Annotated in this window: 9 protein-coding genes and 1 rRNA gene (1 of these 10 running past the window's edge); 9 read left to right on the forward strand and 1 reads right to left on the reverse strand. The window is 48.0% G+C overall.

Features of this window, described 5'->3' with window-relative positions; all coding sequences use genetic code 11:
* Positions 1-87: 87 nt before the first annotated feature.
* The 6 genes from dnaA (at position 88) to gyrB (ending at position 6,413) form a co-directional block, all read left to right on the forward strand.
* Positions 88-1,434 carry a chromosomal replication initiator protein DnaA gene (gene dnaA, locus R70331_RS00005; RefSeq protein ID WP_042171785.1) on the forward strand — a complete coding sequence of 449 codons (1,347 nt, stop codon included), beginning with the start codon at positions 88-90 and terminating at the stop codon, positions 1,432-1,434.
* Between the two features lie 199 nt (positions 1,435-1,633).
* Entirely contained in the window at positions 1,634-2,776 is a 1,143-nt protein-coding gene (gene dnaN, locus R70331_RS00010) for a DNA polymerase III subunit beta (RefSeq protein ID WP_042171787.1), read from the forward strand.
* A gap of 46 nt (positions 2,777-2,822) precedes the next feature.
* Entirely contained in the window at positions 2,823-3,050 is a 228-nt protein-coding gene (yaaA, locus tag R70331_RS00015; protein ID WP_039868807.1) for a S4 domain-containing protein YaaA, read from the forward strand.
* Positions 3,051-3,073: 23 nt separating this feature from the next.
* Positions 3,074-4,192 (forward strand): DNA replication/repair protein RecF, encoded by a 1,119-nt coding sequence (gene recF / locus R70331_RS00020; RefSeq protein ID WP_042171790.1) that lies wholly within the window; start codon positions 3,074-3,076, stop codon positions 4,190-4,192.
* A 16-nt stretch (positions 4,193-4,208) separates the two neighbouring features.
* Entirely contained in the window at positions 4,209-4,457 is a 249-nt protein-coding gene (gene remB, locus R70331_RS00025; protein ID WP_039868811.1) for an extracellular matrix regulator RemB, read from the forward strand.
* A gap of 45 nt (positions 4,458-4,502) precedes the next feature.
* The gene (gyrB, locus tag R70331_RS00030) at positions 4,503-6,413 is read left to right on the forward strand and encodes a DNA topoisomerase (ATP-hydrolyzing) subunit B (protein ID WP_042171791.1); all 1,911 of its coding nucleotides are present in this window, start codon (positions 4,503-4,505) and stop codon (positions 6,411-6,413) included.
* A gap of 98 nt (positions 6,414-6,511) precedes the next feature.
* On the opposite strand, the gene R70331_RS00035 is transcribed toward gyrB, so the two are convergent.
* Positions 6,512-7,384 (reverse strand): YheC/YheD family protein, encoded by an 873-nt coding sequence (locus tag R70331_RS00035; RefSeq protein ID WP_042171793.1) that lies wholly within the window; start codon positions 7,382-7,384, stop codon positions 6,512-6,514.
* Between the two features lie 311 nt (positions 7,385-7,695).
* Here R70331_RS00035 and gyrA point away from each other — a divergent pair, with 311 nt between their 5' ends.
* The 3 genes from gyrA to R70331_RS00050 all read left to right on the forward strand — a co-directional run.
* A complete protein-coding gene (gyrA, locus tag R70331_RS00040) occupies positions 7,696-10,242 on the forward strand; it encodes a DNA gyrase subunit A (protein WP_042171794.1) in 2,547 nt (848 codons plus the stop codon).
* A gap of 161 nt (positions 10,243-10,403) precedes the next feature.
* Entirely contained in the window at positions 10,404-11,507 is a 1,104-nt protein-coding gene (locus R70331_RS00045; RefSeq protein WP_042171796.1) for an HD-GYP domain-containing protein, read from the forward strand.
* 392 nt (positions 11,508-11,899) lie between these two features.
* Positions 11,900-12,500, forward strand: a 16S ribosomal RNA gene (locus R70331_RS00050); it runs 947 nt beyond the window's last position.

Raw genomic sequence — 12,500 nt, forward strand, 5'->3', positions numbered from 1 at the left:
GATAAGATTCAGCACGAACCCATTTTCTTCGACATTTCCACTTCATGGCTGACGCCACATTTGGAAGATTTAAAGGAGTGACAGTCTGTGGACAGCCATACTTCCGAATTATGGCAGCAAATTTTATCGATTATTCAAACTAAACTAAGCAAACCGAGTTTTGATACCTGGTTTAAAGCAACGAAGGCTATTTCGTTCAGCTCCCAGGCTATGATTATCTCGGCGCCTACAACATTTGCCGTAGAATGGCTGGAAAGTCGTTATACCAAGCTGGTAGGAGCAACGGTTTATGAAGTAACAGGACAACAGGTAGACGTGAAATTTGTTATTGAGGAGAACAAGCCTGCAGAGCCTGTAATTCAACAGGCAGCACCTTCGCCGGCAGTATCGCGCGAGGAGGCACAGACTCACCTGCTCAATCCGAAATATACGTTTGACACGTTCGTAATCGGTTCCGGCAACCGTTTTGCGCATGCAGCCTCACTGGCTGTGGCCGAAGCGCCTGCCAAAGCTTATAATCCCCTGTTCCTCTATGGCGGCGTCGGTCTGGGGAAGACGCATTTAATGCATGCCATCGGGCACTATGTGCTGGAGCATAACCCTAACAACAAGGTGATTTACATCTCATCCGAGAAGTTCACGAATGAATTCATCAATTCCATCCGTGATAACCGCGGTGAGAGCTTCCGCAACAAATACCGCAACGTAGACATTCTGCTTATTGATGATATTCAGTTCCTGGCCGGCAAAGAATCAACGCAGGAGGAATTTTTCCATACGTTTAACGCCCTGCATGAGGAACGCAAGCAGATTATCATCTCCAGTGACCGTCCGCCTAAGGAGATCCCGACGCTGGAAGAACGTCTGCGCTCCCGGTTTGAGTGGGGACTGATCACTGACATTCAGCCGCCGGATCTGGAGACACGGATCGCCATTCTGCGCAAAAAAGCCAAGGCGGAGAACCTCGACATTCCCAATGAAGCTATGATGTACATTGCTAACCAGATTGATACGAACATCCGAGAGCTGGAGGGCGCGCTGATCCGGGTTGTTGCCTACTCCTCCTTGACCAACCAGGATGTGACAACTCATCTGGCAGCCGAGGCACTGAAGGACATTATCCCTTCCAGCCGGCCCAAAATGATCACCATCAATGATATTCAGCAAAGGGTCGGAGAATACTACAATCTTCGCATGGAGGATTTTAAGGCTCGAAAACGTACGAAGGCGGTCGCTTTTCCGCGGCAGATTGCAATGTATCTGTCCCGCGAGCTGACGGATTATTCGCTACCCAAGATTGGAGAGGCCTTCGGGGGACGCGACCATACAACCGTTATCCATGCTCATGAGAAAATTACACAGTCATTAAAGGTCGATCAGGAGTTGTACAAAGTGGTAAATAATCTAGCAGAAAAAATTAAAAATCCTTCTTAAGGAACAAAGAGCCTATGCACAATCTATACACATGTGAATAGGCTTAATTTTATGCTGTTTTCTAGACTTATCCACATAACCGGAGCCCCTACTACTAATACTAATAAAGATCTATAATAATTAATCTTCTAAAAGCTTCAGGTTCAGAAGCAAAATACACGCAGTTCAAACCCCCAACTTTCCAGCTAGGAGTGAAATCATGAAAATCAGCATTCTTAAAAATGAGCTCAATGAATCGATTGGACATGTATCCAAAGCTATATCCAGCAGAACCACCATTCCAATCCTGACCGGTATTAAGTTTGAGGTCAGCCATCAGGGCGTTACACTGACGGCCAGCGATACAGATATTTCGATTCAATCCTTCATTCCGGCCGAAAACGACAGCCATACAGTGGTTAAGGTCGAGCAGCCGGGAAGCGTAGTGCTTCCGGCAAAGTTTTTTGTCGAAATCATCAAAAAGCTTCCCTCCAAGGAAATTCACATGGAAGTGAAGGAAGGCTTCCAGACCTACATCTCTTCCGGTTCCACTGAGATTCAGATTGTAGGTCTTGATCCGGAGGAATTCCCGGTTCTGCCTAGCATTGAAGAGAACGAGACGGTTTCCCTGCCAGGGGATCTGCTCAAAAATATGATCAAACAGACGGCTTTTTCTATTTCTACCCAAGAAACAACACCGATTCTTACAGGTATTCTGTGGAATCTGACCGATAATGAATTTAAATTTACAGCAACTGACCGCCACCGCCTGGCTACAAGAGCTGCACATCTTGAGGGCACTGAAAGCGTACAGTTCTCAAATGTGGTCATCGCCGGTAAAACGCTGAACGAGCTGAGCAAAATTATTCCAGACCAGAACATGCTGGTGGATATCGTCGTGGCAGACAACCAGGTCCTGTTCAAAATTGATAAGGTGCTGTTCTATTCCCGTATCCTGGACGGCATTTATCCGGATACTTCTAGAATTATTCCGACAGCCTACAAAACAGAACTGACCTTGGACACAAAAAAATTAAGTGAATCGATTGACCGCGCTTATTTGCTGTCCCGTGAGGAAAAAACGAATATTGTCCGGATGCAGACGCTTGATAACGGGGATGTTGAAATTTCCTCCAGCTCCTCAGAGCTTGGTAAAGTACGGGAAGAGCTGGAAGTCATTGATTTCAAAGGCGAACCGCTCAGAATCTCCTTTAACTCAAAATATATGCTGGATGTGTTGAAGGTTGTCGAAAGCGAGCAGCTGGTGATTGCTTTTACCGGAATGATGAGCCCGATTATTCTCCGGCCGCTCGATGACAGCCGCAGCCTTTATGTCATTCTGCCTTACCGCACAACTAATTAATGCTGCTGTTCACGTCTGTGGATAAGTGGTGGAAAGGATAAAAAACATGAAAAAAATACTTATCCACAGTGGATATATTAAGCTCGACCAATTTTTGAAGCTCTCTGATTGTGTATCCACAGGGGGAATGGCAAAGGCTCTGCTGCAGGAGGGACATGTGCTTGTTAACGGGGAAGTGGAAGAACGGCGTGGAAGAAAGCTCTACCCTGGTGATAGAATAGAGGTTCAGGATAACGGCGTTTTCGAGGTTGAAGGCGGCGGAATACAAGAGTAGTACTTCGGGGAGGCCTAAGCTTCGTGTTTGTTAAAAATATCGGTCTGCAGCATTATCGCAACTATGAGCTGCTGCGTCTGGAAAGCCTGGGCGATGTCAACCTGATTCTCGGCCGGAACGCCCAGGGCAAGACAAACCTCATGGAGGCTCTGTTTGTACTGGCTATGACCAAAAGCCACCGCACTTCCAAGGACAAGGAGCTCATATCATTTGACGCTCCTGCCGGGGCAGCTCAGATTGTCGCTGAGGTGGAGCGCAAATACGGAGACCTCAAGCTGGAGCTTACTTTGTCTGCTGGCGGCAAAAAGGCAAAAATAAACGGGCTGGAGCAGCGGCGCTTAAGCGAATTCGTCGGCTCGCTGAATGTAGTCATGTTCGCTCCGGAGGATCTGGAGATTGTCAAAGGTACGCCGGGTATACGCCGCCGTTTTCTGGATATGGAAATCGGCCAGGTGCAGCCCAGCTACCTTTTTCACTTACAGCAGTATCAAAAGGTGCTGCTCCAACGGGGCAATTTGCTCAAGCAGCTGTGGGGCAAAGAAGCTGCCGGTAAAGAGCTTTTGGAAATATGGGATGCCCAACTTGTTGAGCACGGTGTTAAAATCGTCAAAAAAAGGAAACAATTCATAAAGAAGCTGCAGATCTGGGCCGAAAGCATTCACCGGGGCATTACGAATGGCGGAGAAGAGCTCAAGCTGCTGTATGTTCCCTCGTTCGGTGAGCGCGAAGAGGAAGATGAAGCTGTTTTATTGGACAAATTTATGTTAAAGTTATCACAAACGAGAGAACAGGAAATTAGGCGCGGCATGACGCTGACGGGTCCCCATAGGGATGACCTGTCCTTTTTTATCAACGGAAGAGAAGCTCAGGTCTACGGCTCCCAGGGACAGCAGCGTACGGCGGCTTTATCGCTCAAGCTGGCGGAAATTGAACTGATCCATGAGGAGATCGGAGAATATCCTGTGCTGCTTCTTGATGATGTTTTGTCCGAACTTGATCCCTATCGTCAGACCCAGCTTATCGAAACCTTTCAGAGTAAGGTGCAGACGTTTATTACTGCTACCGATGTGGAGAGTCTGAACGCCGACAAGCTGAAGGGCGCAAGCCTATACCATGTTCATGATGGAAAAGTGGAGATTTAAAGAGCGGAGGCAGATCATGTATATTCATTTGGGCGGGGAGAAGGTTATAAGATCCTCAGAGCTGATAGCAATATTTGATATATCAATCGAAAAGTCCTCTAAGGTATCCAAACAGTTCATTCTTCATTCCGGACAGGACAAGAAATTGGAACGGATCGGTGAAGAGGAAGCCAAATCCATTGTCGTCACTAAAAATACGGTATACTACTCCCCCATTTCCTCCTCCACTCTCAAAAAAAGAGCCAAAATCTTGTTGGAAATATAAATCGTTGAGGTTATAAGAGATAATCTGAAAGAAGTAGGTGAAGGCATGTCAATGAATCAACCGACATATGATGAGAGCCAGATTCAGGTGCTTGAAGGGCTGGAAGCGGTCCGGAAGCGTCCCGGCATGTACATCGGCTCTACCAGCGCCAAGGGTCTGCATCATTTGGTCTGGGAGGTTGTCGATAACAGTATCGATGAGGCGCTGGCAGGTTTTTGCGACCGGATTCAAGTGATTATTCATGAAGATAACAGTATTACTGTAATTGATAACGGGCGGGGTATTCCTGTCGGCGAGAATGTGAAGCTGAAGAAATCCACGCTTGAAGTTGTAATGACTGTTCTGCATGCCGGAGGTAAATTCGGCGGCGGCGGATATAAGGTTTCCGGCGGTCTGCACGGCGTTGGTATTTCCGTTGTAAATGCATTGTCCGAGAAGGTAGTAGTGACCGTTAAGCGCGACGGCCATGCTTACCAGCAGGAATACAGACGCGGTGCTCCTCAGTACGATATTAAGATTATCGGTGATTCTGATGAGACCGGCACAACAACAACGTTTCTTCCTGATCCGGAGATTTTCACTGAAACGACTATTTTTGAATATTCGACTCTGCTTACCCGTATCCGTGAGCTGGCTTTCCTGAACAAAGGAATTGAGCTTTCGCTGCTGGATGAGCGGACCGGAGTATCCAATACGTTCAAATATGACGGCGGTATCGTGGAGTATGTAAAGTATCTGAACGAGAAAAAAGAAGCGCTGCATGAGGAACCGATCTACGTGGAGGGTTCACGGGATATGATTGCGGTTGAGGTAGCTCTGCAGTATAACGATTCGTATACAGAGAATATCTATTCTTTTGCCAATAACATCAATACACATGAAGGCGGAACGCATGAATCCGGCTTTAAGAGCGCGCTGACGCGGATTATTAACGATTATGCCCGCAAGACCGGCGTAATTAAGGACAGCAGCAACAACCTGACCGGAGATGATGTCCGCGAAGGGCTGACGGCGATTATTTCAGTTAAAATTCCTGAGCCGCAGTTTGAGGGCCAGACTAAGACTAAGCTTGGTAACAGTGAGGTCCGCGGCATTGTTGAATCCCTGTTCGGTGAAAAGCTGCAGGAATTCCTGGAAGAGAACCCGGCGGTTTCCCGGCGTGTCCTGGAGAAGTCGCTTCAGGCTTCCCGTGCACGTGAAGCAGCCCGCAAAGCCCGCGAGCTGACACGGCGCAAGAGTGCGCTTGAAGTCAGCGCCCTTCCGGGTAAGCTGGCTGACTGCTCGTCAAAGGATGCTTCGATAAGTGAGCTTTATATCGTCGAAGGAGACTCCGCCGGCGGATCAGCCAAGCAGGGACGCGACCGTCATTTCCAGGCGATTCTGCCGCTGCGCGGTAAGATCCTGAACGTTGAGAAGGCACGTCTGGACCGTATTTTGTCCAATGCCGAGATCCGGGCTATTATCACAGCACTTGGTACAGGTATCAGTGATGACTTTGATATATCCAAAGCACGCTACCACAAAATCGTCATCATGACCGATGCCGATGTCGACGGTGCCCATATCCGTACCCTGCTGCTGACCTTCTTCTACCGGTACATGCGGAAAATTATCGAAGCGGGCTATATCTATATCGCCCAGCCGCCGCTCTTTAAGATTGAGCGTAATAAGGTAATCCGCTATGCACAGTCGGAGAGAGAACGTGATGAGATCATTGCCGGCTTCGGCGAAAATGTGAAAGTAAACGTTCAGCGTTATAAAGGGCTTGGAGAGATGAATGCTACGCAGTTATGGGATACGACAATGGACCCTGAGAGCCGTACGATGCTGCAGGTCACCATTGAGGATGCTATACTGGCTGACGGAATCTTCGATACGCTGATGGGCGATAACGTAGAGCCGCGCCGTGAATTTATCCAGGAGCATGCCCAGTCTGTCCGTAACCTTGATGTATAATCATTAGTCCTGCTTGTAACAAGAACCTCCGGTATCTATTCGCAGATGAATAGATACCGGAGGTTCTTTTTTAACGGGCAGCCATTGCCGGTGTATGATTATTGCAGGCGGAGCTTCCTGCGACTACTCCCTGCAGGTTTTGGCTTCTTCAGACGCCCGTAGTAAATAGCATAGCGGCGGATTTTACGGTAAATGGATTTGTCGGGGAAGGTTTTAAATACCATAATTGCCGGGAGGGTATTGACCTCAAGCAGCCAGGGATCATGATGCTGATCCAGAGCCACATCAAGCCCGATCTCTTTAAGTCCCGGATAGGCAGTTTCAAGCTGTGCACCGATTCTGACTCCTAATGATTTCAGCTGTTGAATCATACCGGCCATCTCACCCGGGCTCATATGCTCTTTAAACAAAGCCTCCACAGAGAAAATGCTTCCGCCGTTGTGGTAATTCGTCACTACCTTCTGCGGTGCAGCGACTCTTCCAAGCATGCCGGTCGTTTCCCAGCCGCCTGATGGCGTCTTTTGCGTAAGTACACGCAGATCAAACGGACGTTCATGGTGCTTGAGCAGATCAATGCCCTGCTGCACCAGATAGGGGCGCCCATTAAGCTTGGGGAGAATAGCAGCGTCAAGCTGTGCGGATGAATTATACACTTCGGCATCTTTTCCATAACGCAGCACATACATGATTTGCTCCGGCTTGTCGGGCTTCCCGTCTTCAGCTGCAGAAGCTTCATCATCAGACTGTTGCCTGCTTGGACTTAAATGCACAACACGCCGTTCCGCCCGCATAACACCTATGCCGTAAGTACCCCGGTCAGGCTTGATGTATACCGTACCATAGATATCAAGCAGCTCGGTCAGATGGTCCAGACTGTATTTTCGCGTTTCCGGAATGAAGATCGCCAGCTGGCGGTTTTGCAGGATGACTTTGGTTTTGGCCCATTTACTGGACACGCGTTGAATCCTCATTATTTTCCTCCCAGCCTATTTCTTAATTGCAGATTGCGCTCTTAATTGTCAGGACAAGTTAACTAAATAATGTTATAATATTAGGATATGGGGCTATACCTCTATGACCATAAATAGGGTCTTGAACCCGTTCCACTTGTCTGTACAGTCTATGTACTGGAGGCATTGGCGGAAAGGGCATATACCCCTGCCCGTGCTAAAAAGAAATGAATAATAGCAGATATAAGGCTACCCCCGTTTAATTGTGCTGTTTTTGTGAAAGTAATATAATTAAGGGTAGCGGTTTTTAACTGAAGGAGGTCCAGCAACTCATGGCTGAACAAAATAACCCGCAAATCAAAGACCGGGACATTGGCGAGGAAATGCGCGAATCCTTTATGGATTATGCGATGAGCATCATTGTCAGCCGGGCTTTGCCGGATGTGCGGGACGGACTCAAGCCTGTTCACCGGCGCATTCTGTTTGCAATGTCTGAACTCGGAATGTCTCCGGATAAACCTCATAAGAAGTCAGCGAGAATCGTCGGCGAGGTTATCGGTAAGTATCACCCGCACGGTGACTCTGCCGTATATGAGACCATGGTACGTATGGCTCAGGATTTCTCGATGCGTTATATGCTTGTAGACGGACATGGCAACTTTGGTTCGATCGACGGTGATATGGCAGCAGCAATGCGTTACACAGAAGCCCGTTTATCCAAAATTGCCGGCGAAATGCTGCGTGACCTTAACAAGGAAACGGTTGATTTTGCGCCTAACTATGATGGTGAGGAGAATGAGCCTACAGTGTTGCCTGCCCGCTATCCGAACCTGCTTGTTAACGGGGTATCAGGGATTGCAGTAGGTATGGCAACTAATATTCCTCCTCATAATCTGGGAGAGGTTATTGACGGTGTACAGGCTATGATTAAGAATCCGGACATTACACCTATGGAGCTTATGGAGTATATCCAAGGCCCGGATTTCCCGACAGCCGGATACATTTTGGGACGTGAAGGTATCCGCCAAGCCTACCGTACGGGACGCGGATCAGTAACCATGCGTGCCAAGGCGACTATTGAGGAAAACGGCGGCAAAGCCCGGATCATTGTGCACGAGCTTCCTTATCAGGTTAACAAAGCCAGACTGGTAGAGAAGATTGCTGAGCTGGTCCGCGAGAAACGGATTGAGGGTATTACGGATCTGCGCGATGAGTCAGACCGTACGGGTATGCGTGTCGTTATTGAGATGCGCCGCGACGTTAACCCTAACGTTGTGCTGAACAATCTTTACAAGCATACGGCTATGCAATCGACCTTCGGCATTAATATGCTGGCGATTGTAAACAACGAGCCTAAAATTCTCAATCTCCGTGATGTGCTCTACCACTATCTGCAGCACCAGATTGAAGTTATCCGACGCCGGACGATTTTTGATCTGAAGAAGGCTGAAGCGCGTGCACATATCTTGGAAGGTCTGCGTATAGCGCTTGATAATCTGGATGAGATTATTGCTCTGATCAGAGGTTCACGCACAACCGATATCGCCCGCGAAGGTTTAATGGAAACATTCAATCTCAGTGTCGAGCAGGCACAGGCTATCCTTGATATGCGGATGCAGCGCCTGACCGGACTGGAACGGGAGAAGATTGAGAACGAATATAATGAGCTGCTGGCCAAAATTTCCGAGTACAAGGAAATTCTGGCTAACGAGCATCTAGTCCTGGAGATTATCGGCAACGAGCTGCAGGAAATTCGTGATAAATACTCCGATGAGCGGCGGACCGAAATTACGGTCGGGGAAGAAAGTATCCTTGATGAGGATCTGATTCCGCGTGAAGAGGTCGTTATTACGATTACACATACCGGCTATATCAAACGTCTGCCGGTCAGCACATACCGCAGCCAGAAGCGCGGCGGGCGTGGCGTAATCGGCATGGATACCAAGGACGCGGACTTTGTGGAGCATCTCTTCGTGAGCAACTCGCATAATTATCTGCTGTTCTTTACCGACAAGGGTAAGGTATACCGGATCAAAGCTTATGAGATTCCAGAGCTTGGACGCACTGCGCGGGGAACACCGATCATAAACCTGATTCAGATTGAACAGGGTGAAAAGATCAGTGCTGTAATTCAGGTACAGGAGACAGACAGCGACAAGTATCTGTTCTTTGCTACCAGCGAAGGTATTGTGAAAAAGACTCCGCTTGAGGATTACAACAATATCCGCAAAGGCGGACTTATCGCCATTAACCTTCGTGAAGAGGATTCACTGATTGAAGTGAAGCTGACTGACGGACAGCAGAATCTGATTATTGGTACTGCCCGGGGTATGTCGATTACCTTCTCCGAGAATGATGTCCGTTCTATGGGACGAAGCGCAACCGGCGTTAAAGGGATCAGCCTGGATGAAGATGACCACGTTATTGGTATGGATTGCGTAGATAAGGATCTTGAAGTGCTTATCGTAACGACCAAGGGTTACGGCAAACGTACACCTGCCGGGGATTATCGTTCCCAGACCCGTGGGGGTAAAGGAATCAAGACGATTAACCTAACCGATAAGAACGGTCCTGTCGTAGGTCTTAAGGTTGTTAAGAGCGATGAGGATCTGATGATCATCACTACCAGCGGAACACTGATCCGTACCAGTATGGACGGAATTTCAACTATGGGCCGGTATGCACAAGGCGTTAAGCTTATCAACATCCGTGAGGATGATGCTGTAGCTACATTATGCAGAGCGGATAAAGAAGAAGATGAGCTGCCAGATCTTGAGGACGGCGAAGAAGGACAGGGAACACAGGAAGTGAATGCAGAAACATTGGCTGATTCGGAGCCTTTGGCAGATGCTGAGGGTGAAGAGGATAGTCTGGAGTAGCATTTAATACCGAAGCACGGGATTTCTGATTACAGAAGCCCGTGCTTTTTTAATTAATTTATCGAATTGACCGTACACTATCTAGTAGCTTCTATATATCCATAATATAATTAAAGGATTAATTAGTAGCTAAGCTGTACAGAAACAGAGGGGCTGAGTATATGCCAAGTGTAACCGTGGCAGAAGTAAAACCAGGTTCAAAGATTATTAAAGATGTTAACACGCCTTTAGGAGGACTGCTGTTTTCTAAAGGGAAGGTAATTTTGCCTCGGGATATAGAGATTCTGCAGGCCTTCCTTGTCCAGCAAGTGGAGATTGAAGGCGCACAGATCGAGAATAAAGCTCCCGAACAACCCAAAACAACAGCTGTCAAGAACACACCCGTTAAAGCAGGAGCAACAATTAATGAGGCACAGCTGGCCAAAACCAATTCTTCGCTGCATGACGAATATGAAAAACTGCTGGCGCTTGTTAAGCAGATATACCGCTCTGTCGCCGCTGCACCACTGCCTATTCTGGAGTTACGAAGCCAGTTAGAAGCCTTAATCAATGAGCTTAAGGATTATCATGTCCTAAAATTTGCCCCGCGGGTTATTCATGATGAGGACTATAATTACCATAACGCCGTGCTCTCAGCGCTCACTTCGTATCGGATTGCCCAATGGTGCGGCTATCCGCAAAAGGATTGGATGCAGGCTGCATTTGCCGGCCTACTGCATGATATAGGGAATGCCAAGGTCGATGCCGCACTGTTGCAGAAGCCGACGCCGCTTACTGGAGACGAATTAGAAGAAGTACGCAGGCATACAACCTATGGATATCAGCTGCTGCGCAATGTTACGGCGATTAATGAGGGAGTCAGACTTGCGGCACTTCAGCATCACGAAAAAATAGACGGATCAGGTTATCCGCTGCGTCTGGAAGGAACCCAAATCCATTTCTATGCGAAGATTGTAGCTGTAGCTGATATCTTCCATGCGATGACCCTAAGAAAAGCTTACAGAAAGGCACAATCGCCTTATCTGGTGCTTGAACAGATTCTGGCTGAGAGCTTCGGCAAGCTGGATCCGGTAATTGTTCAGACCTTCATTCAAAAAACTACAGATCTCTATAACGGAACACGAATTAAGCTAAGTGACGGCCGCCATGGAGAGATCATTTTTACCGACCGCAGTAATCCTACAAGACCAATGGTCCAGGTGGAGGGCAATATTGTGAACCTGATGCTGGAGCGTGAGCTGCACATTATGGAGATAATCGCTTAAAGTTATGATAAAGGCTTACAATCCATTAGAGCTGTCTTAGCCCGGAAGCAATTGCGGAAATAGACTGGACTTAAGACAGCTTTTAATTTGTTTAAAATAATGCTTGCATTACGTTTCTATACATGATATATTCTATATCTGGCCGCGAAACGCTGAAAAGCGTCGAAGCTAAGCTCGAAAAAAGAAATTAAAAAAAGAGCTTGCAACGAACGACTGGATGTGATATAGTATAAGAGTTGCTGCTGACGAGATAATCGAAAGCGACGACGAGCTTGATCTTTGAAAACTGAACAACGAGTGAGTATCGGAAATCACTTCGGTGAGATCCAAAAGTAGAGAATGTAAATTCTCGTCAGATGTTTCAAAATGAGCAATCGCTCTTTCTAAATACCAATTTGGAGAGTTTGATCCTGGCTCAGGACGAACGCTGGCGGCGTGCCTAATACATGCAAGTCGAGCGGAGTTTATCCTTCGGGGTAAGCTTAGCGGCGGACGGGTGAGTAACACGTAGGCAACCTGCCCCTTAACCTGGGATAACTACCGGAAACGGTAGCTAATACCGGATAATTTCTTTTTTCTCCTGAAGAGAGAATGAAAGGCGGAGCAATCTGTCATTAAGGGATGGGCCTGCGGCGCATTAGCTAGTTGGTGGGGTAACGGCTCACCAAGGCGACGATGCGTAGCCGACCTGAGAGGGTGAACGGCCACACTGGGACTGAGACACGGCCCAGACTCCTACGGGAGGCAGCAGTAGGGAATCTTCCGCAATGGGCGAAAGCCTGACGGAGCAACGCCGCGTGAGTGATGAAGGTTTTCGGATCGTAAAGCTCTGTTGCCAGGGAAGAACGTCCGGTAGAGTAACTGCTACCGGAGTGACGGTACCTGAGAAGAAAGCCCCGGCTAACTACGTGCCAGCAGCCGCGGTAATACGTAGGGGGCAAGCGTTGTCCGGAATTATTGGGCGTAAAGCGCGCGCAGGCGGCTATTTAAGTC

The sequence above is a fragment of the Paenibacillus sp. FSL R7-0331 genome (assembly GCF_000758645.1).
Classification (GTDB): domain Bacteria; phylum Bacillota; class Bacilli; order Paenibacillales; family Paenibacillaceae; genus Paenibacillus_AQ; species Paenibacillus_AQ camerounensis.